Raw genomic sequence first — 25,990 nt, forward strand, 5'->3', positions numbered from 1 at the left:
GCACCTCCTTTGATTGATACATTTATCGTACCGGAGGTGCCTGATGTTTTATATGCGTTGTTTGATTACGGGCTTACGAAATAGATTTTAAAAGAATTTTTGATATAAAATTATCGGATGTTCAACTAGTTTCGGAAGAACGTTATAAACGAATAACTGATAAGATAAAAGATCTTATTAAAAGAGAAGAAAGTTCAACTCAAATTTCAAATAGTATACGAGAATTAGTGAATATTAGAAGTAACTTTGTTGAAAAATTCAAACAAAATCATTCGTTACACTCAGAAATTATAGAATCTCATTGCCCACTTTGTGGTAGTGAGTGGGAGACACTCGATAATTTAATTAAAGCAATTGAGCAAAAAAGTGATTTTTTACAAAGTTTATTAGACGATGTATCAAACGATATCAATAGAAATTTAGAAGAATTACATTCATCAGAAATTGTAGATATTATTTATAGTGGTGAAACATATTTTAACCCAGATAATAAGTTATTAATTAGTAGTGATAATTATAAACAATTAATTCAATGTGAAAATAATATCAAACGTGTTAAAGAGTTTAGTACATGGTTAAATGAATATGGTATAGATATAATAATTGATAAAAAAGATGAATACATAGAACCAGAGGAAATTGAAATATTATCTAAACAAATTATTGATAGATTAAAAGCAAACTATAATAAATTAAAGAATGTTGAATTGACGGTACAAGATATTGAAAAATTTGATTTTGTATTTAATAGATACTTTTCAAAGGATTTAATTGCTGTTAGATTATGTAGTGAGGGATTAATAAATAATAAAATAAATTATATTAAGACTTCTTATTATAACGATGTCCTTAATAAGAAAAAAGAATTAAAAGCTGAATTAAAACAGGCAGAAATTGATAAGCATAAATACGATAGCCTTTATAAGGATTTAGGTAAAATAGTAACTGAGTATAAGAATAAAACTAAAGTTTACTGGAAAAAGATAATGCGAGATATAGAGATTATTTTTTACATTTATTCTGGAAAGATACTCCAAAACCATCCGCGGGGTTTAGGGATATTTATGAAGGAAAGTGAATCGAAAATTATAAGATTTATTACACACCCTGAAAAAGACCATGATGTATCCAATTTTATGAGTTCCGGACAATTATCTGCAATTACGCTATCACTTACACTAGCTTTAAATAAAGTATATGGTAATAAAGGATTATCGACGTTATTAATTGATGATCCTTTACAAACAATGGATGATATTAACATATCTTCATTCTTAGAACTTTTAAGAAATGATTTTAGTAATAAACAAATTATTTTATCTACTCACGAGGAACATGTAACAAAATATATACTCTATAAATTTGCTAATTATAATTTAGAAACACAATCATTAAATTTAAGGGAAAAGTATTATTCTGAAAATAGGTAACTTTAAATTTATACGTTTTTAATGGATGACTTGTCCTTTGTAATAAATAATTAATTTAACCCAGTCAAAAACGTAGTCAAAAAAATTAAGTGCCCCCGCAAACCTTAATATAATAACATTACGAGACGGTTGGTTCGACTCCCGCCGTCTCCGTATACACGATTTCATAGGAAATCAATGAAGGTCAAAACCCTTGGTATATAAGGGTTTTGGTCTTTTTATGGTTATGCCAATTTTGTGCTGGATTGAATGAACTCAAGCTTAATCGCGTAGTCTAACACCTTTGATACATATGCCCTTACCATACGATAACGTGCGAGCTTTCTAGACCAATGATTGATCGCTTGTTCGCAAATTTTGATGTTGAATTTATCGATTTTGTAATTGCCCAGGGCCCGCCCGTCGATGTCGGGTTCAAGGCGAAATACACGTGGACCCTCCCGCTTGTGGCTGCCTGGATCGAACTGGAATTTGATGTGGCCTATTCCCCGGCAGGATTCTCAAAAATGCTGAAACGCCTGGGGTTCAGCTACCCTAAAGCAACGTATACATTGGAGCGGGCCGACCTGGAAAAGCAGCGCGAATTTTTGGAGGAAACCTTCCCGGCCTACCAGGCGCTTCAGTACAATTGGTTCTTAAAGGGGCAGGAGCGGAAAATCCCCACGTACGGAAGACATGAAGGGGCCAAACTGTTTGCTGCCATCCATTATGCGACGGGCCATATTATCAATCGGGAGGAAGAAATGGCAGATGCCCAGGCATTCCAGCGATTCCTGCAGGATCTGCTTGCGGCCTATCCGGATGTGAAAATCGCCATCCTCCTTTTTAGCAATGAATTTAACTGCAGGTTTATGGTAGATCAATTTGTAGTCCGAATTCACGCTTTGCATCCTCCCTTGAAATGTACCCATCTTCACTTTCTAACTGCTCAAGTTCTTCATCTGTTAAAGGATCGATGTCACTTACTAGTTCATCAATTCTTTGCCAAGATCTAGGTTTTTTGTTCTTAGAACGCTCAATAAAAAATTCAATAAAGTCAAAAGCTGCCTTTTTATCTTCATTACTTAACGATTCCATCATTCTATATAATTCTTCTTTACGAATAGCCATTTTCACACCACCTTTGTATTCATATACTTCTAACTAAATTACAACCGATTTTGTTTAAGATGTTAAATCTATTCGAGAAGGATATAGCGTGTGAACACGACAATCATCGAATCATACAATCTGCCTTGAAATTCCTTGGCAAGTTTTAAGATGGACTTGGAACACTTAAAAAACGTTTTAATTACCATGAAAAAGAAATAGTAGAGGAAGATGATGAGTTCCTGGTTTTTGTAGTCGAAAATGATATAGCAGCATTCATTAAAGAATAATGCTGAAATAATAACCTGCGTTAACGGAACTATTGAATAAAATGATGCATAATGATTCCTCAAATTATAAAGATTGCCGATTTATCAAACCATTTCGTATTTACATTCAAGCTAATTACTTCGGATGAAGGAATCTAGGAGAAAAGAAAAAGTGCCAAAATGTGAATGGACTTTGGCATGAATCGAGCTAAACAACTGTCCTATCGATTGTCTGTCCGATTTTGCTATTCAAATTTTATTCCCGGATTTTTCACATGTTTTTGATTTCGCAAAAAGCCGATTTAGCAGGATTTGGATACTACATATTTATAAATAAGTGTTGTTTTAGGTCTTTTCCCCTAATTTAGCGTTTATTAAAAAATAAGTTGTATATCCAATCTGCAATTCCGCACCGCTTCATATTTTAAAATTGCCGTCGCTGAATAGAAGCTGTTATTCCAGCTATTCCACAAAAATTTTCAAGTTCGATCTGAGACGCACAGCGTTTTAAGCTGCCTCACATAGAACATATTTTGTTTTATTTTGAAGTAAATAGACACTGCTTGGCCGCTTTTTGTTCACCAGCTTCGAATTCGGCTTCGGTAATTATCTCTTATTTTTGATATGCGAATTATTCAGAATCGGTGTTTTATGAATGAAAACGGCTGCTTTTATTGAATAATAACAATCAAATGGCGTTTATTAATGTACAAAGTTCCCATTTCAACTGGCTACATGAAAGGTTTTTTACTTTTGAAAAGAGTGAACATTCATCTACATAGTTTCCGCGAGAACAAACGAAATCCCCACCTTGAATTCTAGGTAATATCCATACTTATAGTAAAATAACCTTGTGAGTAGAAGGAAAAGGGGGAGATGCCAGCTTCAAAAAGGATATCAATTTTCTCGGCTAAACTCGTGTCTTGGCCAGCTCGATTTCCTAATAAAGTAAAGGTTGAACCGATAACAGCGCAATGAGAATTACATAACCGATTTTTTTCTAAATTTCTTACATCCCCTTAAATTTCTATACTTCCTAGTTAATAAGAAGTTAGCTGGAGCAGCGATGTTTCCAAATCGGTTTTGGCCCATTCATTCTTTTGAGTTAAATCGTATTTTTTCTAAATGCCTTTTTTAAAACATCCGAAAAATCTAAAATAAAAATAATAAACGATAAGGCAATTTGCTGCTGGATATCTAAATTTTTTAAATAAAAATAAACGATAACTCCTGAAGCAACCAGCAGGGCTAAGGATTTGAATTTTTTTGGTTTATTTTTTTCATCCAGCAAGGTGAGGGCTATTGGGAACATAAATAAATAGATATTCGTTGGATACCAAATAAAAATTAAGTAAGAGAGAGACAATATAAAGCGAAAATGGAAATTTGTTTTGGAATTTAGTTTCACAAACATGGCTCCTTTCAGTCCTCTTTGTATAAAAGCTGCCATTCAGGCTGGATGATCCATTCATAAAAAAAAACAGGTGATTTCAAGCTTTGAAGTGATGGATCTAAATGAATGGGAGGGCGCTTTCCGCAAATAATTATAAGTGCAGTTGAATGACGGATGAACCGCCTGATCTCGCCCACAATTACTAAGCAAGATTTAAGTTTTTCTAAGAAGGTAGTGCATTTTAATGATAATATATTATAGAAAGGGTTGAATAGATTAATATTTATTTTAATGTATCCACATTATTTCAACAGCAAATAATTACAATCTCCAGTTATTCAACAACCTCTTTAAAAGCATATTCCATTTTTTAAGCTCTAATTTTGATGAGGAATAAAACGTGATACCTCAAATGAATTAATTTCATAAATTCCTAGACAAACCATTTCATAATAGCTAATGGAAATGGTAATACAAATATTAAAATGGGGGTATTTAGATGGAAAATTTGATTCATTTTTTATCGACCTATAAAAAAAGTAAAATCTCTGTTTTACAGCTGGCGAATCAATGTCCCGCTATTACTTATGAACAGTTTGCCCATATCATTGTACAGCTGGAAACACAAAAAATATTAACGGCTGTAAAAGCTTCGGGTGTGAATGGTAAGCAGCCGCCACTAGCGAATACATATAAAATTAATAAAATGTCAGTTCGTTTAAATTTACATCAGCAAGTTAAACAATTAAAAAGAACAATGCACCCTGCCATTTGGGTCGAGTACTATTTAACGAAAACAACTGCCGAGCTCGAACAAGATTTGCCGGCATTACAACAACTCAACCAATATTTGGAACGTAATGATTTTCCACAAACAAAGGCCCTTGCACAAGAGCGGTCATTTGAAATTTTCCATAATGAAAAATGGATAACTGAAAATGGCGGTAAGCAATTTTTGGAAAAAGTAAAAGTATGGGATCTGCTTGAGATATGGCCAATTGCTGATCCAGTCAGCTTTGCCATCAATCCGCTAAAACTGAATGACAAGTACCTGAAATTGTTAATCGTTGAAAACAAGGCAACATTTTATAGTTTACTGCCCGCTTTAAAGACTAGTGACTTCACCGCACTTTTATACGGACAAGGCAATGCCATTAATGGCACAATTCACGTTTTACAGGAGCAGTTACCTTTAAACTATGACAATGTTCTATTTTATTATTTTGGCGATATCGATGCAGAAGGAATAACGATTTGGCACACGCTGCAGCAAAAAAATAAAGTAAAGCTTGCACTGCCATTTTATAGAGCGTGTTTACAAAAAGAAGCCGCAGAAGGCAAACACTATCAACGCCAAAAAGCAGAGGCAATTGAATTATTTATTCATCATTTTAATGAGCAGGAAGCACAAAAAATAACAGATGCTTTACATAAAGGGCTTTATTATCCGCAGGAAATATTAAATGCTGAGCAATTGCAGCAAATTTGGAGGAATGCGCAGTGGATGTAGAAGAAATTTTACAAGGCTACGGGGACCGTTACGAAAAAGTATTGCTGTTTGAGCCGCTCAATAAATTATCTGCCATGCAAAAAAAGGATGCCAAAAATCATCCGATTGATATGCGCGGCTTAGGGCTGTTAACATTGCTTTACTTCTTTGAGCAAAAAATTATGCGTAACATTAAGGTCGGACGAAAGCAACTGTCGGAATTTTTATACGGTGCAACGCATGCATATATCGACCTTTCGTTAGAGCAGTTTCATAGCTTAGCAAGCACGTTAATCGAAGCGTTTCGGCCAGGGAGCGGGAAAGTGAAAACGGCAGAGTTTTTCAACTGGCAAACAGGGCAGCTGCAAACCGTTAGCTACCAATATTTAAAGGCGAGCACGTTTAACGTAGCGACAAATGAACAGTTTTACGTGTTAGATGACGCAGGCCTTGAGTTAGTGTTTGCAACGAAGGAGTTTTATAGTGAATTTCAACTGTCCATTAGTCAGCTGGTGTTGCGAAAACAGCTTGAAAAAGGTGAATTTAAAAGTGCGTTAAGACAAATAAATGAAATGCGCGTAGCAGTGGAATCGATCGAAGAACAGCTAAGCCGCATTCAGCAGGAAATTCGCCGCAATATCGTTTCGAATGGTGTATTTTTGCGTTATGAACGAATTATTGAAGATATTTCATTTCGTTTAAAATATGAAAATGAAGAGTTCGATGAGCTTGCGCAATTTATCAACGAAGCGAAGGAGCGACTTTACCATAAAGATACGATTAAAAAAGAAAAAGATGCCTACAATTTCGTGCTGACGATTTCGTTTGAACTAGAGAAAGTGCATGCAGCACATACGAAATTATTGCAAAAAAGTATCGAACTGCAAACGACAGCGCTACAATCGGCGAAGGAAGCACTTTATTATATTGGCATTGAATCGTTTAACTTCGATCAAGATGTCACAGCCCGCATTGTCTCAAGTCCACTGCCGGCGCATTCAGTAAAGGCTTTTGTCGTCCCATTTTTACACGTACATGAGGAAAAGCAATGGTCACTGCTATCGATTTTTGATAAGCAAAATGTTTATGAAGAACGTTTAGAGCCGGAAATTCCAGCTTTGTTGGAAATCGACGAGGAAGCAGATAAAGTGAAAAATGAGCAAATGGTGCAGTTTTATTCGGTGGTACTTCAATTATTGCTGCAGTCATTACAGCATAAAAATGAAATTACGCTAGCAGAATGGATTGAAGAAATACAGCAAGATGAAAAGGCCGCACCACTATTACAGTCGCGCTACGTTTATGATTTCTTTATGTTAATTCATCAACGTTCACCGATTGAAGTGCAGGAAAAGGTCGATGAAGAAGCGTATTTATGGTCGACGCTACACCGCATTTTAGAGGGCACATCCTTAGTCGTACAGGAGTTGCCACAGATTTTACAGGTGGTTGACCGCTTCGCGATTCAAAATATGCGTATAACGAAAAGGAGTGAGGACATAGATGTTTTTTGATGGTGAAAATGTACTGAAAGCATTTAAGCTTTACACAAAATTAGCACGTGAAGGCACTATAAAGGATGAAGATTACCAGCAATATTTATCAAATGATGAAGTGTCGGATTTAATCGATCTGTATGCTGCTGAAGTGGAGTGCGTGTTATTTATAGCGGCGAATCAGCTTTACATGGTGCCAAAAACGATGTCTTCGCCGTTCCATGTTAATAACGAATATTTAAGAAAAACATATTTTAAATCAGGTGCGACAAATAGCGAGCTGTATTTAGCATACTTTGTCGCAATCGTCTTATTAGGGGAGTTTTACAATAGCTACTCTACGAATGAGCCGACACTGCATTACTTATCATTAGCGCGCTGGGTGGAAGCAGTTAATGAACGAATGGAGATCGTTGCACAGCATCCGCAAGAGCAGCTAAAGGCATTAGAAAAAGAGCATTCATACAACTGGCTAACGATTATCGAAAATTGGACAGCACTCGATACGATTAAAGAGAGCGCTAAAAGTCAAAGAGGGCAAACGCTTAGTCGTTTGAGCTTCATTCATACGGTGAAAAACTTTTTAGTGAAAGAAAAGATTATTAATGATATCGGGAATGATGAAGTGGAGCTGACAGAAAAAACAAAAATTATTGTGCAGCGCTACTTCATGAATTTAGAGCATAACAACGAAATTTTGCAGTTTTTATATGATTTACAACCGCAAAAGGAGGATATTGATGCCGACAATTTCTAAAATCCGTTTCACAAATGTTGTATATGAAGGCGGCAATAAACGTTACGCAGATGAGATTTTTCATTTTCACGGCGAAAATAGTGCCATCGTTTTAGAAAATGGTGGGGGTAAAACTGTATTTATTCAAACAGCATTACAGGCGATTTTACCGCATACGGCACTCGCCAATCGAAAGGTGAAGGACACGTTTTCATTTGACGACGGTCCGGCACATATTGCCATTGAGTGGATTAAAAATGATCGACCGCGTATGTATGCCTTAACAGTAATCACGATTTTCCCGCACCAAAACGCGATTGACTCGTATCGTTACGTTTATGAATATGGCCCAAATGATGCAAACAGTATCGAGCATTTGCCGTTTACCCATGAAACGGCGAAGCACCAAAAGCGCATCGCAAGTCATGCAGAAATGAAAGAATACTACACGACGATGAGCCAAAAAAATCAGCTGGCGAATACGTTTTCGACGATTACAGGCTTTACGGAATATATCGAGAAAAACTTCCAGATTATTGCAGATGAATGGAGAAGTATTAGTACGATCAACGCTGCAGAAGGCGATGTTGAAAAGTTTTTTGAAGCTTGCCCGACAGAAAAAGCGCTATATGAAAAACTATTAATTCCTACCGTTGAGCAATCGATTGCTGCTTTTGAAAAGCATCAGTTTGTCGATATTTTTGAGAAACATCGCGATAAATTCAAGCTGCTCAAGCAGTTAAATGCACAGCTGAAAGAATATGATTTAATTCAACAGCAGCTAGCTGCCTATGTGAATGACGTCCACGTATTGCATGAATTTCAGGAGCAGTATGACGTAGAAAAGCAAAGAATGAAGGCATATTTTGAACTGTTAAGTGCAGCTATTCAAAAAAATATTGAGCAGCTAAAGGCTGCAGACGAACAGCAGCTTCAGCTGGACGAGCACGGACAGCAGCTAGAAGTGAAACAAAAAAGCTATGCGATTGCACTGATGGAAGAGGCACTGCTTGCGTTAACGGCTAGTTATGAAACTTTGCAGCAGGAAGTTACAGCGCTGCAAACAAAGTTAGAGCAGCAGGAGCGGCATTTCGGAAATATTAAATATGCCAAAGAAAAAAATCTCCTCAAGCAAGCGCAGCAACAGCAACAGTTGTTTGAGCATGAGCTTAAGCAAATGGACGCACAATATTCGACGGAACAGCTGCTTGATCAACTGGATGAAGTGAAAGCGAAGCTACGCGGCGATTGGTTAACAGTGGAGCAGCAATACGAGCAGCAGCGAAAAGGTTTACAGCGTGAAACGCGACAAAAGAAAGATATGCTAGAGCAGCAGCAGAGACTATTGGAAAATATACGTGAGCAGCGTCAGCAATTGCAGAAAGCGATTACGGAAATTCAAGCAAATATTAAATTCAACACAAAGCAAAGCGATGCTGAGGCAAAAGAAATTTTTGAAAATGATGTGCAACGCCAGCAACCGACACTCGAGCTGAGAACGCTGTGGACAGAGGAGTCACAAGCAATTGATGAACGGGTTGTCACGTTGAAAAATGAAAAAAAGCAGCTCGAGCTTACGAAGCAGCAACATGAACAGCGATTAGAAGCACTACGTAGTGAGCTCCTGCAATTAAATACAGAAGAAACGAAAATGGCCGAAAAAATTGAAGCGATTGAAGCAGTTGAACAAAAGCTAGTTGCACAATTGTCGACAGTTCTCCCGCGCGTTTCTGAAAAAACATCGCTTTATTTAAAAGAAGCAACATTATTACATGATTTATCGCAGGCATTTGAAAAAAAGCGGCAATTATACGCAGAGAAGCTATACGAGGAACGACTTGCTCTTCGTCATGTAGATGATTACGGACAGCAGCAAACATTTTTTGCGGACCCGTATATTGCGAAGAAAATCCCTGTTTGGAGTCAGCGCTTTAGCTACTTGGAAACGGCAATCGATTATGCGTTAGGGGATGATCAGCTTCAATTTGACACAGCGTTGTTAGCAATCACACTCATTACGACGGAGGAAGAAAAGCCGAAGCTTGAGCAACTCGTATTGGATGCAGCAAAATATTTAACATATCCGATTCAAATTTGGACATTACCGCAAGTCGTTGCGATTGGCCAAGGCAAGCCAGAGCCAACGACAGAGCTTTTACAGCCAGCATTATGGCAGGAACTCGGTCACGCAGAAGCATTTAAACAATGGCAACAGCAAGCGGCCAATATCGCGGGAAATATTAAAAAAGAGCGCGAGAATGCGGACGAACAGCGCTCAAATTTAAAAGCATTGCTCAGCCAATTGCAAGATTTCTATGCCCAATATCCGCAAGCTCATTTTCAGCGATTACAGGAGCAACTAAAAACGGTGCAAAGTAAAACGTATGAAGTGAAGCATGAGAAAGGGGCTTTAACAAAATCAGTTGCGGGCACGGATGAACAGGTAAGAAACTTAGCCAATAAGATTAGCACACAAAGCCAATTAAAAAAATATTACGATGATAAAATTGATAAGCTATTAAAGTACGACAAGCTTTTAAAGGAATTACATCAGCTACAGCGGCAGTTAGTGCTGGAGCAACAAAAGCTTGATGCGGAGAATAAACAATTTACACAAGCCGGCAAAGAGCAAGAAACGTTAGTAAATGACTTAGCAGCGCTGAAAGATCGCACTCATGGGGTGGAACGAGATTATAACGTGCTCATTGCAACGCGGCATTTATATAAGCAGGTCGAAGGCTATACACCGAAATTTACAGACGAGAGCTACGACGTTTTAGCGCAGCAATACGGTCAGATCGACAACCAAATAAACGGTATTATTTCAAGTCGTCAGCAATTGGAAAAGCAAATTGCACAGCAGCAAAAGTATATTCAGCAACACGAAAAAGAAATGAAACATATTGAAACTGAATATGACGCGTTAGACGAGCAATTTGTACTGCCGCTAGACTATGAACGTCAGCTTGAGCAATTGCCGGCAGCGAATAAACGCTTACGTGAGGATAGGATGATCGTTGCGAAAAAGCGCGAGCAAGCGAAAGAACAAAAAGATAAGCATGAGGGTGCATTACTGAAAAAGCGCGAGGAGCTCGATCAGTGTATTCAATTTGATGTCCCATTACCGACTGTTCAATACCAGCTCGAGGAAGAAGCAAAACGTTTACAGCTACAGCAAAATCAGCTTTCAAAAACGAAAAGCTCTTTACTGAAAGAAAAAGAGCAAGCAGAAAAACTAGCGCAGAAATTACAAATTTTAAACGCAGAAAATGGCTTTTTAACAGAGTTAATTACCCCGATGAGCTTAACGGCTGAGGAGGAAAATGATTTCGGGTATCGCCAGCAGCATTTTATCGAACGAACGACAAAACAATTAGCAAGCTGCAAAAAATCAATCGAACGACAACAAAAAATAGTAGCAGACAGTAAAGGCCGATTCATTCAACATTGTCAGCAAAACGTATCAGAAGTACGCCTCCGCAATACGATTATTGATGGGGTGAAAGTAAAACATCAGTACAACGACCTTCTGAAGCATCAGCAGGAAATGGAAAAGACGATTCACATCAGTCGCCAATATGCAGAAAAAGATATTAAAAAGCATGATGAAGATTTAGTGCAGTTCGTACAACGCGTACACATTCATTTACGAAAAGTAGTGGATGAATTAAAGCATATTCCTCGTAAAACAAAAGTTTCTGTTGACGGTGAAGATATGCCGATTTATCGTTTTACGATTCCGGAATGGACGGACGAGGAAGGACTTGCTCAAATTCGCACACGTGTGGAATGGATTATCGAACAGCTTGAGCAGCTCGAAAGCCGTACAGTCGACGAGCAAGAAGGCAAGCAAAAGAGTCGCAAGCAGCTCGAGGAATGGCTAAGTACTGTTCAATTACTACGCTACATTACGCAGCATAAAGAATGGCGCGTAGCCTGTCGCAAAGTAATGAACGACAATCGCATTTCATCCAAGTATGAGACGTGGAGCCGTTCAAATGCTTGGTCGGGCGGTGAAAAATGGAGCAAAAATATGGCGCTATTTTTAGGGGTGCTTAATTACGTTGCTGAAAAACGTCAATTAATTGCATCGAAGCAAAAATCCCGGACAGTTATTTTGGATAACCCGTTCGGTAAAGCGTCCAGCGATCATGTATTAAGTCCGGTATTTTTCATCGCAAAACAATTAGGCTTCCAAATTATCGCGCTAACGGCACATGTGGAAGGGAAGTTTTTACACGATTACTTCCCAGTCGTGTATAGCTGTCGTTTACGCTCTGCTGTAGGAACGGACAAGCTCGTGATGGAAACAAAAAAAACGATGCACCAAGCTTTCTTCCGCGATCATAACGAAGATGCCGAGGAAACGGTACAAATCGAACAGCTTAAATTATTTTAAGGTTCGCAGCAAAAATAGCGTTCGTTACGAAAAAAATAAAAAACGCTTTCTCCTTCGCCGGGGAAAGCGTCTGTTCTCTGAAAATTGCCGCGGCTTCAGTAGTGCGTTCTATATAGCGATCAAAACGCTTAATTAGGAAGAAGATTATTTGGAAGCAAAGCGGCTGTGCCTCATGTATAATAAAGGAAAATTTAGGGGGCAAGATTGATGCTAGTGGCAACACATACACCAAATATGACAGGTGTTTTACTTTCGGGGGATCCGGAAGATTTTCGAATGCTATACGATTCGCTGCATATGATTGTTGGTGATGCAGGAGATTATGTGGAAGATGGACCGGCAATCCGCATTTTAGGCGTTTGCTATGATATTAGACATACATTTATGGGGCACCGTAATGCAGCTTATAAAGAACACGGATTTGATGACGAACAATTAGCCTTTTTATCACTCGTAGGACCGAAGCAAAATTTATACCTTTCATTTGAAACGCTTTGGCCCGAAATGCTTTATGTTGTCTTTTCATTAGAATCATTCATCCGTGATTATCAGAAAGCGCGCAAAGCTACTGCTTGGGATTCAAATATTGCGCAGGCACGTATTTTGCAGTCCGTTATTTTTAAGCTGGTGGAAGAAACGGTTACGCCAAGGCAGTTTACGAGCTTTAAAAAGTGGATTGCTGAAAATAGTGTAGAGAAAATTTTATTTACTCAATATATTGATTACTTAAATAGTGAGTGGCACGAGATGGAGCTTGCGGAGCGTAAAAAGAAGTTTAATATTTTTGCCAAGCGTACATGTCAGTTAACGCCAGATTATGAGCGCCAGCAAAAGCAAATAATTGAAGCGGCGATAGAGCATAATTGTCATCCTTCAGAAATTCGATATCCGTCCAATTTTTATGAGTATTTAGTGTGGTAAACACTGCCACAGAAACGAAAAGTACTAAGTGCAGCAACCAGTTCGTGTTGTTTTTTGCACCTAGTACTTTTTGGAATGCGGGAGGGGAAAGTGATAATAAATTACCTGAATATTAATGGTTATAATGTTAGAGTGGATGTTGATCGAACAAAAGAATTATATGAACCACTTCCACTCGTGTCAGATGAAGCGCATTGTGGATGTGCTGATTGTTATTATTATATAAAAGCCATTACTTGTACATCATCGGCAATTCAAGAATATTTTAGGCAGTTTGGAATTGATCCAAGGAAAGAAGCCAACGTTTGGATGGCTGCTGAATTTGACGACGGTGCTCTTTTGTATATCGTAGATTACCGCTTTGTTGGAGAAATAGAAGGTACTGAACAAATAGGATGGATAGAAATTGATAATGCAAAATTTAGTTTAACCAATTATCCAAGTTTACAAGCGCCCATGATTGAATTCCAAGTTGAAATACTGTTTCGTCATTGCACGTAGGACCTACACTTTTCTACTTTGTGAAATTATTCGTATTCGCACAACTCAATGAAACCGAAAGTCTGCGTGCTGTCAATGATACGTTATTTTCAGACCACCTACAAAAAGTGACCGACTTAGAATCGATTGGAAAATTGGAAATCATTAATGGAGAATCAGATAAGATATATTCAAAGACTGTAAATTTTAAAGTTAAATCCATTTTCATCCGAGTGAAGCTACGGTGGAAGCAATAGAGCGCAACAAATTTTTTGAGGAAGAAATGCAATCTATAAAGCTGCCGTCCTTTTCAATTGAAAAGACCACTAAAGATAATCGAAGTGAGCCATGTGTAATTCATGCACCGGTTGCGCAAACAGAAACCCCGCAGGACAGGCAAGCTTTCCGAAAAGTATCCAGCAGCCCGGGATTTTCTAATAAATTGCGCCAATGTTCTAATATCCCGAAATATCTTCTAATAAAAGTGAGATTTTCTAATATAATCCTCAGTTCTTCTAATAAGCTCCCGATATCTGCTAATAAACGCCGCCGATGTTCTAATATCCGATGCAAATCTTCTAATAAGTCCGCCAGCTCTTCTAATAAAATCAGATACAACCTCCGCGCAACTTAACAAATAGCGCTTTCCACGGAAAAAAAGTCCAGCAACCCGAGATTTTCTAATAAACCCCGATAAAATTCTAATAACCCAGGCAATTCTTCTAATACTCGCCCAAACTTTTCTAATAAAACCCCGCAGTACCAGCTGAAGAATCAGGTTCTCAGCTGATCCTCCTTAGTTTAGGTCAGGGATATGGATTTTTACGGTAAAATGATTGTCGAAGGGAGGAGAGATTATTATGAAAAAAGTTTTATTAAGTATAAGTATCTTATTCTGTCTGGTTACAATAGTAGGGTGCAGTGAACAGGAGAAAACGGTAAAAGGCGAATTCCTTTCGTATGCAATATAAACACCTGACAAACGCACCAAAATACCCTCAAGTCCCGCACTGAATGGGATATGAGGGTATATATATTTCTTTTTGTTGCATCTACATGGCGGGTTTAATGACCAGTTCGCTTACATCGACATACTCCGGCTGTTCCAGTGCATAGACAATCGCACGAGCAATCGTCATGGCTGGCAGTGTGGTACGTCGGTATTCCTTCATCATTTCCTTTGCCTCGTGATCAGTAATGCTCTCAGCCAGTTCTGATTCCGTTACGCCCGGCGATACAAGGGTCACACGGATGCCTTGCCCTGCTGTCTCTTGCCGCAAACCGTCTGTTATGGCACGTACGGCATACTTGGTTGCGCAGTAGACAGCTGCTGTCGGGGTTACTTCGTAGGCACCGATGGAAGCGATATTGATAAAATGTCCGAAGCCTTGTTTTTTCATGAGTGGAAGACCTGTGGCAATGCCATGAAGAACACCTCGAATATTGACATCAATCATTCGGTTCCATTCCTCGATCTTCAATGCTTCCATTGAAGAGAGGGGCATCACACCGGCATTGTTAATAACAGCGTCCACTCGTCCGAAACGACTTTGCGCTACTTCCATAATCGCCTCCATCTGTGTCAGTTCGGTTACATCAAGCTGCTGAACGACTACAGAACCGCCATCCGACTGAATGTCAGATGCCAATGCCTCCAGTCTTTCTGTACGTCTTGCCCCGATGACCACATGAACTCCTAAGCTTGCGAGCAGTCGAGCTGTTGCTTCACCAATTCCGCTGCTTGCTCCCGTAATCACCACTACTTTTCCATTAAGTATAGACATTATTCCTTGCTCCCTTCACGCTCTTCTTCCAAATAAAGCACCATGCCGGCATGATAAAGCACACCGTCGATAAAATCACCATCAGCTGTAAAGCCTGTATCATCGACATATTCGATATGGTTGCCTTCGATGGTATAGCTGCCTTGATAGGCGCTTTTGCGGTTTCCACGGGCCTCATCGTATCGCCCGTTCGGTAGCAGCTCGTGTCGAATATAGCCGTCTGCGGTAACCCACATGCCCACATAGGGATGAGAATTTACATATTCTGTTGTCATTTCATAATCTCCTTTCACAATTAAACAATGGATGGCACCCGGATTTGGGCAGGACTGAAATGTAAATAGAGTGAGCGAAAGTGCCCATATTAGCTGATTAATCAATTCTTTCCCCCCGATTGAAGTGTCTGACCATAAATTCATTATGAACCTTTGGGGCAAAGGGGAGGTAGTCGGTAATTATACAATAATTGCCTAATACTCCAATAAAATATAGTATGGTGAATAAAGAATCCTTAAGTGCTACTGCAAAAAAATGGAGGAACTGCCCTATGGAGCAAATTAAAGAGTTAGCAACATTGATTGAGAGTAATGCAACGATGGATGGAACGTATGAAACAGCTATACCCGGCTTACGATTTGTTCGTACTTCCCGGATTTCTGAGCCAGTTTACTCGGTTTATGAGCCTTCTTTATGCGTTGTGGCTCAGGGAACAAAATTGGTCATGCTCGGTGAAGATAGCTATCAGTATGATTCGGCCAGTTATTTGACAGCGTCTGTTCATTTGCCGATCACAGGGCAGGTTGTGATGGCTTCACCTGAAAAACCGTATTTATGTGTAAGTTTGCAGCTTGATATGCAGCAGATTTTCGAAGTCGTTCAATCATCAAGTGAAGCGATTTCTGATGATTCCACAGGACGCGGGCTCGTCATCAGTCATATTAATGATTCGCTTCTGGAAGCGGTATTGCGGCTTATACGACTGCTGGAGACTCCACAGGATATACCAGTACTTGCCGCAAATATTACACGGGAGATTATTTACCGGATTCTACAGAATGATGAGAACCATTCTTTAAAGCACTTTGCTCTTGTAGGGAGTCAGGCCCAACGCATCGCAAAGGTAATTGGGTTATTGAATCGTGAATTCGCCCAGCCCTTAAAGGTGGAAGACTTAGCAAAAGAGGCGCGAATGAGTGCGTCCTCCTTTTATAGCCATTTCAAGGAAATCACGGGTTTGAGCCCCATCCAGTACCAAAAACAGCTTCGACTACAGGAAGCGCGCCGATTGCTTTTAACTGAAAGCATGGAAGCGGCTGAAGCGGCATTCCAGGTAGGCTATGAAAGTCCATCCCATTTCAGCCGGGAATACAGCCGCAAGTTTGGCTTGTCCCCAATGAAAGACATCCAGCGTTTGCGGGAAAAGCTTTTGCATGTCGATAAACATGTCCCTTTTTTAGAGTAATAGGAAGAGAGGATTTCGGTCCTGGTGCTAAATGTTCGCACAATATCAAATGCAGGGATATGAAAAATTATGAAATAACATGCTCGAACAAACGAGACAGATTAGTGAATAATTTAAGGGGGAATTGAATTGAAAATTATTAAAATAATCATTGCTTTAGTTGTAATGGGAATATCAGTGTATGGCTTAAGTACAAAAGATTTTTCGTATGGTCCAATATCATATTTACTACTTGGTATTTTTATTGCAATTATTGGAATAGATGAATTTAAAACGAAAGGTAAAAATAGTTGGGGAATGTTTTTTATGCTCGCATCTTTGTTAATTATCGTGATGGCTCTTTTTAGCTTTTAATTATTAGTGATGTGCTTAAAAAAGATTTTACAAAATGAAACCTTTACAGTAAAACCGAACTCTAAGTTAGTAGGAGGGAAGGCAATGGATCAGTACATACAACAAGCGCTTGCTGGCAATGAAATTGCAATCCGGCACATAATGACGATGCACAAGCCTAGATTACTCGCTAAAGCATATACCTATATGAAAAATAAGCAGGATGCAGAAGATATTGTGCAAGAAACGTTTATAAAAGCGTTCGGTGCACTGGCTCAGCTGAAAGATCCGAAATATTTTGCGACATGGCTATACAAAATATTGATGCGTGAAAGCTTTTCTGCAATGAAAAAGAAGAAGCGCACGGAGTTGTCAGAGGCAGAAATCATGGAACAACTTCTGTTACTGGACCAGGAAAACAGCGAGGATTACAGCGAGCTGCATAACGCAATTGAAAGCTTGAAAAAAGACTATCAACTGGCAATTGTATTGCATTATTTTTATGATTTTAAAGTGTTTGAAATCGCGGAAATGCTAGGGAAGCCGAGCAACACAATTAAAATGCATCTGCACCGCGGCAGAAAAGCGATACGCCTGAAGCTAGAGGAAACGATGCGAAAGCCATTACAACAAAAGGATGTAAAACGCATGTTAAAAGAACAGTTACTGGACTTGGCAAAGCAATATGGAAATATACCTACACACTATGAGCTAGAACTTGAAAATTATCTGGAAGATGGAATCTCTTCGTACATGTGGAAAGGGCAAAGCAAGGATGAAGTGGTTTTTATGCGTTTAGATGAAAAAGGCCGGCTTGATGATTTTGCGAAACCTCCCGTAAAAGAAGGACCACCAATTACTGAAGAGAGGAAGCTTGAAATTGCTCAGCGGCAGCTACGGGAGCAATACCCGGAAGCACTTTCGTATTATACATTAATAGAACAACATAAAAAGGAGTCGAGTACAAGCTTTAAGTATGGGCAAGTTGTTAGCGGTTTTCCGTTAGACGGTTTTTATTGTCGTATTGAAGTCACCGATCCAGGTGAAATCATTCAGTTCACTTATACAGGCTATATGGAAAATCCCCCAGAAATGCCAAAGAAACTTTATCCAACGGAGCGTATTTTAAATACATTGTACGAAGGTGATTGGTTGCTTGGTGCTGCAAGCTTTAATAAAAAGTATGATACCGTTCAAGAGTCAGGTATATATGCAATCTATGAGTCAGAGCGATTAACGCAGGCCTATGATGCGGTGACAGGCAAACCGTTACTTGATTTCGACGATGAGTCAACGCCAAGCTATGAGCCGTTTCCAAAAGTTGAAGCGCTGCCGAAAAAGATCAAAATTGAAGAAATCATCGGTATTAATGAGGAATGGGAGCAATATGAAGAAGTAAGAATGTGCATGGATGAAACGTATGAAGAGCTTAATTGGCGTCCTAAAGGCTGGCAAGATTCTGAAGGGAAAACATACGATCATTACATGAAAAGTAAATTTGAAAATCGGATAAAAGCAAAAGTGGATAAACGTACGAAGCGCTTGGATAGTTTCATTTGGTTCGCTGAAATTGAAGGCGAGGCGAAGCTTTCTGAAGAGGAATGTTTACAAATTGCCGCGCAGTTTATTCAAACGTATTATCCGGAGTATACACCGTATTTACAGATTGAAGTGAAAGACGAAGATGAGATAGAGGAAAACCGCGCCTTTTTCCGATTTGTAGTGCACAAGGATGGTTTTTTCGTTGAAAATGAGTTTTTCCATATGAATATTTGTAAAAAAACAGGCGCTATTCTGATGTTCTCAGCAGCGAATATAGCGGTTGAATCTATCGAGAAGTTTGAGCCAAAAGCGATTAAGCCTATAAAAGAAATGCTGCCGCTAAAAGACTTAAAAGTTCAACTGGAGTGGGATAGGGTGTACGGAAAAACAGAGCAGGATGAGTGCGAGATGCGCCTTATTTACCGTATTCAGATGACGGACGGTGCTTTTATAAAAGGGATTAATGCGGAAAGTGGAGAGATTATTTATAGTTTAATCTAATCAAAAGCTAAGTGCGCTTTAAAATTTGCCTCATAAATGATGAAGTTGTTTAGTTGAATCAATTTCATAAACCATCTTTTTCACGACGTCTCCATACATGAATTACGTGTCACAAACGTTGATGTAAAACGTTTGTGACACTTTTTAGAATGTAATTAATTCTGTCGCTGAATAATCTGATACCTTGTTTGCGGGCCGCTGCCCACACGGATAATTTGTCCACTGTGTAATAACTCTTCAATAATTTTTCGCACAGTTGCTTTACTTTTATTTAGATAAGTTTCTAACTCCCTGGTAGTAAATTCTTGATTTTGTGCTAGCCAATCCGTTATTGCTTCATTGTCTTCATGAGGTGTAGGGAGTACAGTTTTTGGAAGGGTAACGACGAACGCGTTTGGTCCAACTGTCCAGTATGGAGCCACTGCACTTTGTTTGTAGCTCTCTTTAATACGCTGTAAGCCAGTGCCGTAACTTTCAATCCATTTTAGACGATAAAGAACATTTGCCAGCTTTGGATTGCGGCTTTGTGAAATCCCTAATTCAATATCCTCAACCGTTAATCCTTTTACTAAACCTCCTACAGAAACGAGCTCTAATCGTTCTTGGAAAAGGTGAATGAGGATGCTGCCGCTGAAGCTGTAATCACGGTGTGTAATCGCATTGACTAGAGCTTCACGTAACGCATAGCTTGGATAGCTTTCAATTTCGATTCGTTTCAATCCCTCAAAATGCGCGGACTTCGCATTATTTAACGATAAATACTCGTAAGCAGCCTCTACTTGCGATAAAATTGAACCGCTGAATTCTTTACGATCTTGGAATTCCAATTTGTCGTTTCCTAAGTAACGTGCACATTTAATTGTATGCTCGCACTGATCAGAAAAAAGTAAACCTAAGTTTGTAAAATACCCATCTTCAGTTACAAGTCCTAATGTACGCATTTGCTCTGGTCCAAATTTCAAATTTTGATCTTTGAAAATCGCCTCGGCTTCAGTGAAAGTAAGTTCTTGATGTAAGCTACGCATTGTTTCGTAATTCGTACCGTCTGATTCAATAATCATTTGACGAATATTTTCCTCAGATGCATTCGTAACAGATGTACCATATCGAATAAATACGCCAGAAGGTTTCATACCTTTTGCTTTTAAATGGTATGGGCGACGCGTACCTCTTGATACACTGATTTTCACAACCTCTTTACTTTCAAATTCAACAATTTCTAAAAATATATGCACTAATATATCGGGTTGAATACTGTCATGCAGCATACTTGAAGCAGATTCAAGCACTTTGTCTGCGTTTTCAAGCCCGATAACTGTCCCATCATCGTCAACGCCAATATACAGTTCGCCACCTTGTGTATTTGCAAAGGCAATAATTTCACGTTTAATGGCATCAGTTAATTCTCGCTTGAATTCTAATGTCGGTGATTCTTTCATTTTCATCTTGCTCACCTCTACCGATTATTTGTATAGATAAATAATAATCGATTATAATCGATTAATCAATTATATCGCACAGGACGTTTAGAAGAAGCCGTTTATTAGTTAATGAACTGAACCCAATTTTGTAGACAGCTTGTGTTTTCTTCATTAAATAAGGTAGCTTTCTTGATAATGGTTGTATCTATTTTCAGCATTGGGATTGAAACGAGTGCGCTTAAAAATTTGCTTCATAAATGATGTAGTTGTATATTTAAATTGTTAATAACAAAACTGATTAACGATACTAGGAACAATCACGTTATATTTGTGATTTTTCTGAAAAGGAGAAATTTAGTTGAAATTAAAAGACAAGGTAGTGATCATTACAGGTGGTGCTGGCGGGATTGGTGCTGGTATAGGGCGTGCAATGGCAAAAGAGGGAGCAATTGTTGTGGCAGTTGATCTAAATCCGGAAGCCGGCGCAAACGTATTGGCGGATTTACAGCAATATTCACCGCAATCCAGCTTTATTGAATTTAATTTAACAAAGCATGATCAACTAAAAAATGTAGTGGAACAAGTTGTCGAGAAATATGGCCGTTTAGATGTGTTAGTGAATAATGCACACGCTTCTAAACAAGTACCATTCCTTGAAACAACACCAGAACATTTGGCATTGTCAATGGATACAGGCTTCTACCCTACATGGTATTTAATGCAGGCAGCGATTCCACATTTAAAGAAAACTCGTGGTAATATCATTAATTTTGCGTCAGGTGCCGGGTTAAAAGGACATAAAACACAAGCTGCCTATGCAGCAGCGAAAGAAGCGATTCGCGGTATTACGCGCGTTGTTGCAAATGAATTTGGTGCGGATGGCATTACAGCGAACCTGATCTCACCAATCGCCAATTCAGAAGGTGTACAAGCATGGGCAAAAGCACAGCCGGAATATTATCAAGGGGTACTTGCAGGTATTCCGATGGGTAAATTCGGTGATCCGGAGCAGGATATCGGACGTGCTGCTGTCTTTTTAGCTTCAGAAGACTCTAAATATATAACAGGTCAAACATTGATGGTTGATGGCGGCTCGATCATGCTCCATTAATACCGTTAAATAAATAGATAACATATACAAAGAGCTACGCCTATCCTTCAATATATAGGATAAGCATAGCTCTTTTAGATTTATTCGAAGCAGCATCCGAAATAATTTAGCATATGTACCATATAAGAAATGATGTAATGGCAAACAATAGCCTAAAGGTTCGTGGATACGGATATTGTTAGACGAGCGGAATAGGAAAAGAGGATTTCGGCACTAAACCGGGGTTCTCTTTTTTGCGGTTTTAGGGGGTCTTACCTCCGACAGTAATCAGGAATCACAAAATAGGGAATACCCGATGAAAAGTAAATTTTAAAAAGTTTGTAACGAAATAGAAGGCCGCGGTATTAATACTACGAACAACATGAAAGTGAGGGCAGCTATGAATAAGCTTGAGGAACAATATGAAGAAATCCATCCGAAGCTCTATGCGTTTTTTTATTCCAGGACAGGTAATCGGATGACGGCTCAAGATCTTTGCCACGATACCTTTTATGAGGCATGTAAAAGCATCGGCTCTTTTAATGGAAACTCCACTTTGTCGACTTGGGTATTCTCGATTGCGACGAATTTATTAAGAAAATATTACCGGAAAAATAAGTATCAGCATAGCTTAATGCAAAAACTCGCAACTCTTCCGGAGACTGACATCCATTCACTGGAAGAGTTAGCCGAAATCCATGAAGACACAAGAATCCTTTTACACCATATTTCGAAACTGGATGATGCCTCAAGGGAAATCGTATTGCTGCGCATTTATGGAGAACTGAGTTTTGCGGAAATTGGTCTTTTGATCGGCAAGTCAGAAAACTATGCACGGGTGACGTTTCACCGGCTGAAATTAAAGATCCAAAAATTAATGGAGGTGACTTTATGAATAAAGAATGTCCGATTATACAAGACCTTTTACCTTTATATGAAGAAGATTTGCTTCAGCGAGAGACAGCACTGTTTGTCGAGGAACACTTGAAAAGTTGCCAAGAGTGCCGCCAGATTGCAGAACAGTCTCAAATTCCGCTGCCTGTCGAAGCAGCACATAGCGGGGGCTCTAAAAATATGATTCGGAAAATCACGCTGAAGTTAACGACCATACAGATTTTCTTTGTCGCCATTGCCTTTATATTAGCGATGAGTACGACGATTATGAATGATAATAGTGGCTTTATCTTGACCTATGCTTTATTGGGCGCCGTTACTTATCTGTTTTACCGTTCAATTGTTATTGCGGTCCTGCTTGCGGGCATACCGAATTTCATATGGAACTGTCTGCTGTATATGACGGACTGGTTCGGTAAGTTTTATGCTCAAAGTTTTTCGGAAGCCCTTTCCATCATACTTACAACTTTAATTATTCATTTAATATTTACCTTTATTGGAATTATGATCGGTTTTTGCATTCTTAAAATAAGAGAGGAAAATGATTGATGAAAAAGAAAATACTATACAGCGGATTTGCTGTTTTATTAGTTGCTGCTCTCGTAATCGCTTACCTGCAAATGAGCGGAAATACAATGGATAAATACAAAGCAAAGGAGAGCCTGAAAACATTTCTGCAGCAAACATATCCAAATATGGACTATGAGATTAAGCGGTCGGTAGGGTATGGGTGGACGGATGGCACGTATCGTTTTGAAGTGGTGAAAAAGGACTCGATCGCAGTTGAAACTACCTATTCATTTTATGTCTCCGCTTTTGAACCATATGAGGTTTTTAGCGATACGATTCATGAAGCCAACATAGACAAAGAGGCTTCCCGAAAGTTAAACGCGGAGGCAGAACAGTATATTTTAACGCTGCTTCAGGGAAAAGTGCCGCAAGTCGATTCGGTGGCTACTAATGTGGAGGTATACAACAATGCTGCTGAGGCATGGACACCGCAGTTCAAAACACCCAAGCCGATGCTCATTATGCTGGAAATAGAAAAAGGGGAACTGACAAAAGAACAAATGCTGCAGCAATGCAAGACCATGCAGGATCTGTTGAATAAGGCGTCGATTGATTATTATCTAACAGAGACGGGTTATCGAAGTGCAGTGAATGGAGAAGAAATTTATGAGTATGTCAGTTTTACTCCAGACCAGGAATTGACATTGGATGATGTAGATTAAAGCGCATTCACATTGCACGGTTAGTAGTTAGTTAATTATCGGGCGCAAATCTTCAATATGAAGATGAAGTTTTTCCGTTATAGCGCCATATTGTAGAGCAATGTTTTTCTTGGGAGAGTGTTAGAGAAGATACAGATTTATACTGATAAAAGAATTGCTATACAAGTTTTATGCAAATTAAAGATCATGCCTAGCAAGTATAAAAGCTGCTTTATTAACGTTTTATTCACTTGCATAAAATCTCGTATAAACAATATTCCAATAAAAAATCGGTAAACGCTGCTACAACAACGTTTACCGATTTTTCTGTTGACCCCAAACTTTGATTTGGGAACTTTATTTTGTATTGTTATGAATACTACAAGTTTGAAATCTCATTCATAATCTGTTTTAACCCATCGTTCAAACCCAATAAATTATGATATTTCTCTGTTATAAAAACATAACTATGGTCCGTATTTTCAGGAGAAAAGATATAATCAGTTTGTCTAATTTCTGTGGTAGAGCTCTTATCAACGAAAACATCTGCATCAACTTCTACTTTGTATATATTCACTTTATATTGTATTGTATTATCCTTTAAATACTCGATAACATATGTGGGTTCCTTATTTAATAAATTTTTTTCAGATTTATTTAATTCAACAAAAAAGTGGTCATATATATTAACCATATCTTTAAAAAAATCATCGTTCTGGGTATACTCAAATATTTGATTATCTGTTGCGCTATCTTTTACGATGATTAAATCAACTGATGGTATGCTATTTAATATTCCTCCTATGTAATTCGTTTTATTTTGTTCAGTCCAAGTCAAAAACAATGCCACTCCTAAAACAAAAAAGATTATTAAGAATACCCATTTTTTCATACGACACCCCCGATAATAGCTGTTTTAATCTATATTCGATTTGTTATTTAAAATACCTTTAAAACATGCCTAAAGCGTCGTTTAAATGACCTCCTAAAATTTAAACACCCCATTCTATTGAATGAGGCAGTTTGTTACCAAAGTTTCATTTGGGAACGTTAATTGAGTTTCTTATGTATAAATAAATTAAGCACCATCTAGAACGGTTAGTAGAGCAATCGTTATGCAAGATACCATAATCGTAAATGCTCCTGTCATTAAATAGACGTTAAATTTGAAATCTTTATCGTGACGTGACTTATCAATGATAATTGCTAAGTTTAAACAAAAAATGATTGCTAAAATAGGTGTTCCATATACAGCCATAGAAATAAAAAACATTGTAACCTCCAAATTTAATCTAATTTTTAACAAACATAACATAACTATGTATTGATAAACATTCCCAAAGCGAGATTTGGGTGCATTTTCAACTACATATGTATATTTATTCTTCATATTTTTTCAAAGAATAAGCTACTCACTTGTGTGTGAATCGATAAGCTTTCCTGTTTTTATATCATAAATTTTATAATCCATTGTCCACATACGGTCTTTGGTCACCGTAACCTCACAGTAATAAGGAATTGATTTGCCATAAGCATCGAGTTCAGGAATCTCATTGAAATTAAATCGTTCGTCTTTTTGAAGCATATTGAAAGTCAAATCAGAAGAACGACCAGATGAAGATATTTCTATCGTGCATTGTCCATTAACAACATCAAAGTCTTTCGTTATTACATATTTTAAACTTGGAACAGTCATCCATAAAATGAGGAGTCCCATTAGAAAACCGCTCAGCATTTTAATCGTTGACCAAAATTTAATTTCTTTCTTTCTATACATACGAATAAAAAAAATCACACTGCCTATAACAAATAACACACCTAAACTAAATAAAAAATAATAAATAAAAACAATAAACCCCTCCCTACAATAAGTCATTACTATATTTACATTAATTCAATTATAAAAGTTTCAAAAGTCATCCTTATAACATCCCCTAACCGCGTTTGGTAACATTAATTATATCCCAACACCATGGATCTACGTCAAATTTTCGGACACATTCTGCCTAAGTTTTTTCTTGGGGCAACATCCCGAACGGATTGTTCCACA

23 protein-coding genes are annotated in these 25,990 nt (G+C 38.3%); 15 read left to right on the forward strand and 8 right to left on the reverse strand.

What is annotated here, in order from left to right; translation table 11 throughout:
• Positions 1 to 227 precede the first annotated feature (227 nt).
• Both ACTHOQ_RS17100 and ACTHOQ_RS17105 read left to right on the forward strand, forming a co-directional pair.
• A complete protein-coding gene (locus tag ACTHOQ_RS17100) occupies positions 228 to 1,430 on the forward strand; it encodes a hypothetical protein (protein WP_440497352.1) in 1,203 nt (400 codons plus the stop codon).
• A gap of 332 nt (positions 1,431 to 1,762) precedes the next feature.
• Positions 1,763 to 2,425 carry a winged helix-turn-helix domain-containing protein gene (locus ACTHOQ_RS17105; protein WP_440497353.1) on the forward strand — a complete coding sequence of 221 codons (663 nt, stop codon included), beginning with the start codon at positions 1,763 to 1,765 and terminating at the stop codon, positions 2,423 to 2,425.
• 1,468 nt (positions 2,426 to 3,893) lie between these two features.
• Here the strand turns inward: ACTHOQ_RS17105 and ACTHOQ_RS17110 are convergent.
• Entirely contained in the window at positions 3,894 to 4,196 is a 303-nt protein-coding gene (locus ACTHOQ_RS17110; protein WP_440497354.1) for a hypothetical protein, read from the reverse strand.
• A 484-nt stretch (positions 4,197 to 4,680) separates the two neighbouring features.
• Here ACTHOQ_RS17110 and ACTHOQ_RS17115 point away from each other — a divergent pair, with 484 nt between their 5' ends.
• From ACTHOQ_RS17115 to ACTHOQ_RS17140, 6 genes are all read left to right on the forward strand, one after another.
• The gene (locus ACTHOQ_RS17115; protein WP_440497355.1) at positions 4,681 to 5,691 is read left to right on the forward strand and encodes a Wadjet anti-phage system protein JetD domain-containing protein; all 1,011 of its coding nucleotides are present in this window, start codon (positions 4,681 to 4,683) and stop codon (positions 5,689 to 5,691) included.
• Entirely contained in the window at positions 5,682 to 7,184 is a 1,503-nt protein-coding gene (locus tag ACTHOQ_RS17120; protein ID WP_440497356.1) for a replicative DNA helicase, read from the forward strand. The genes ACTHOQ_RS17115 and ACTHOQ_RS17120 overlap by 10 nt, the downstream gene beginning before the upstream one ends.
• Positions 7,174 to 7,923, forward strand: coding sequence for a DUF6063 family protein (locus ACTHOQ_RS17125; protein WP_440497357.1), 750 nt, complete (start codon positions 7,174 to 7,176; stop codon positions 7,921 to 7,923). Before ACTHOQ_RS17120 ends, ACTHOQ_RS17125 begins: the two co-directional genes overlap by 11 nt.
• Positions 7,907 to 12,301, forward strand: coding sequence for a hypothetical protein (locus ACTHOQ_RS17130; RefSeq protein ID WP_440497358.1), 4,395 nt, complete (start codon positions 7,907 to 7,909; stop codon positions 12,299 to 12,301). Before ACTHOQ_RS17125 ends, ACTHOQ_RS17130 begins: the two co-directional genes overlap by 17 nt.
• A gap of 207 nt (positions 12,302 to 12,508) precedes the next feature.
• Positions 12,509 to 13,222: a DUF6904 family protein gene (locus ACTHOQ_RS17135; RefSeq protein ID WP_440497359.1), complete on the forward strand. Its 714-nt coding sequence runs from the start codon at positions 12,509 to 12,511 to the stop codon at positions 13,220 to 13,222.
• 90 nt (positions 13,223 to 13,312) lie between these two features.
• A complete protein-coding gene (locus ACTHOQ_RS17140; protein WP_440497360.1) occupies positions 13,313 to 13,723 on the forward strand; it encodes a DUF4194 domain-containing protein in 411 nt (136 codons plus the stop codon).
• Between the two features lie 336 nt (positions 13,724 to 14,059).
• On the opposite strand, the gene ACTHOQ_RS17145 is transcribed toward ACTHOQ_RS17140, so the two are convergent.
• From ACTHOQ_RS17145 to ACTHOQ_RS17155, 3 genes are all read right to left on the reverse strand, one after another.
• Complete coding sequence (locus tag ACTHOQ_RS17145) at positions 14,060 to 14,320, reverse strand: hypothetical protein (protein WP_440497361.1); 261 nt, start codon at positions 14,318 to 14,320, stop codon at positions 14,060 to 14,062.
• A 434-nt stretch (positions 14,321 to 14,754) separates the two neighbouring features.
• Positions 14,755 to 15,486, reverse strand: coding sequence for an SDR family oxidoreductase (locus ACTHOQ_RS17150; protein ID WP_440497362.1), 732 nt, complete (start codon positions 15,484 to 15,486; stop codon positions 14,755 to 14,757).
• Entirely contained in the window at positions 15,486 to 15,761 is a 276-nt protein-coding gene (locus ACTHOQ_RS17155) for an Atu4866 domain-containing protein (protein WP_440497374.1), read from the reverse strand. Before ACTHOQ_RS17155 ends, ACTHOQ_RS17150 begins: the two co-directional genes overlap by 1 nt.
• A gap of 272 nt (positions 15,762 to 16,033) precedes the next feature.
• On the opposite strand from ACTHOQ_RS17155, the gene ACTHOQ_RS17160 reads away from it, so the two are divergent.
• The 3 genes from ACTHOQ_RS17160 to ACTHOQ_RS17170 all read left to right on the forward strand — a co-directional run bounded on the left by ACTHOQ_RS17160 (position 16,034) and on the right by ACTHOQ_RS17170 (position 19,324).
• Positions 16,034 to 16,948 (forward strand): AraC family transcriptional regulator, encoded by a 915-nt coding sequence (locus ACTHOQ_RS17160; protein WP_440497363.1) that lies wholly within the window; start codon positions 16,034 to 16,036, stop codon positions 16,946 to 16,948.
• A 129-nt stretch (positions 16,949 to 17,077) separates the two neighbouring features.
• Positions 17,078 to 17,302: a hypothetical protein gene (locus ACTHOQ_RS17165; RefSeq protein WP_440497364.1), complete on the forward strand. Its 225-nt coding sequence runs from the start codon at positions 17,078 to 17,080 to the stop codon at positions 17,300 to 17,302.
• Between the two features lie 84 nt (positions 17,303 to 17,386).
• Positions 17,387 to 19,324 carry a sigma-70 family RNA polymerase sigma factor gene (locus ACTHOQ_RS17170; RefSeq protein WP_440497365.1) on the forward strand — a complete coding sequence of 646 codons (1,938 nt, stop codon included), beginning with the start codon at positions 17,387 to 17,389 and terminating at the stop codon, positions 19,322 to 19,324.
• Between the two features lie 155 nt (positions 19,325 to 19,479).
• Here the strand turns inward: ACTHOQ_RS17170 and ACTHOQ_RS17175 are convergent, their stop codons facing one another.
• On the reverse strand, positions 19,480 to 20,769 hold the full coding sequence (locus tag ACTHOQ_RS17175; protein ID WP_440497366.1) for an RNA-binding domain-containing protein: 1,290 nt from the start codon (positions 20,767 to 20,769) through the stop codon (positions 19,480 to 19,482).
• A 334-nt stretch (positions 20,770 to 21,103) separates the two neighbouring features.
• Between ACTHOQ_RS17175 and ACTHOQ_RS17180 the strand changes: the two genes are divergently transcribed.
• The 4 genes from ACTHOQ_RS17180 to ACTHOQ_RS17195 all read left to right on the forward strand — a co-directional run bounded on the left by ACTHOQ_RS17180 (position 21,104) and on the right by ACTHOQ_RS17195 (position 23,961).
• Positions 21,104 to 21,856, forward strand: coding sequence for an SDR family NAD(P)-dependent oxidoreductase (locus ACTHOQ_RS17180; protein ID WP_440497367.1), 753 nt, complete (start codon positions 21,104 to 21,106; stop codon positions 21,854 to 21,856).
• A 379-nt stretch (positions 21,857 to 22,235) separates the two neighbouring features.
• On the forward strand, positions 22,236 to 22,730 hold the full coding sequence (locus tag ACTHOQ_RS17185; protein WP_440497368.1) for an RNA polymerase sigma factor: 495 nt from the start codon (positions 22,236 to 22,238) through the stop codon (positions 22,728 to 22,730).
• Entirely contained in the window at positions 22,727 to 23,278 is a 552-nt protein-coding gene (locus ACTHOQ_RS17190) for a zf-HC2 domain-containing protein (protein ID WP_440497369.1), read from the forward strand. Before ACTHOQ_RS17185 ends, ACTHOQ_RS17190 begins: the two co-directional genes overlap by 4 nt.
• Complete coding sequence (locus tag ACTHOQ_RS17195) at positions 23,278 to 23,961, forward strand: YfjL-like protein (protein ID WP_440497370.1); 684 nt, start codon at positions 23,278 to 23,280, stop codon at positions 23,959 to 23,961. The genes ACTHOQ_RS17190 and ACTHOQ_RS17195 overlap by 1 nt, the downstream gene beginning before the upstream one ends.
• A 358-nt stretch (positions 23,962 to 24,319) precedes the next feature.
• On the opposite strand, the gene ACTHOQ_RS17200 is transcribed toward ACTHOQ_RS17195, so the two are convergent.
• The 3 genes from ACTHOQ_RS17200 to ACTHOQ_RS17210 all read right to left on the reverse strand — a co-directional run bounded on the left by ACTHOQ_RS17200 (position 24,320) and on the right by ACTHOQ_RS17210 (position 25,816).
• Entirely contained in the window at positions 24,320 to 24,832 is a 513-nt protein-coding gene (locus ACTHOQ_RS17200) for a hypothetical protein (RefSeq protein WP_440497371.1), read from the reverse strand.
• A gap of 186 nt (positions 24,833 to 25,018) precedes the next feature.
• Positions 25,019 to 25,213, reverse strand: a complete 195-nt coding sequence (locus tag ACTHOQ_RS17205; protein WP_440497372.1) for a hypothetical protein — start codon at positions 25,211 to 25,213, stop codon at positions 25,019 to 25,021.
• 135 nt (positions 25,214 to 25,348) lie between these two features.
• Positions 25,349 to 25,816 carry a hypothetical protein gene (locus ACTHOQ_RS17210; RefSeq protein ID WP_440497373.1) on the reverse strand — a complete coding sequence of 156 codons (468 nt, stop codon included), beginning with the start codon at positions 25,814 to 25,816 and terminating at the stop codon, positions 25,349 to 25,351.
• Positions 25,817 to 25,990 lie beyond the last annotated feature (174 nt).

The organism is Solibacillus silvestris, assembly GCF_051967575.1.
In the GTDB taxonomy this organism is placed as follows: Bacteria; Bacillota; Bacilli; order Bacillales_A; family Planococcaceae; genus Solibacillus; species Solibacillus silvestris_B.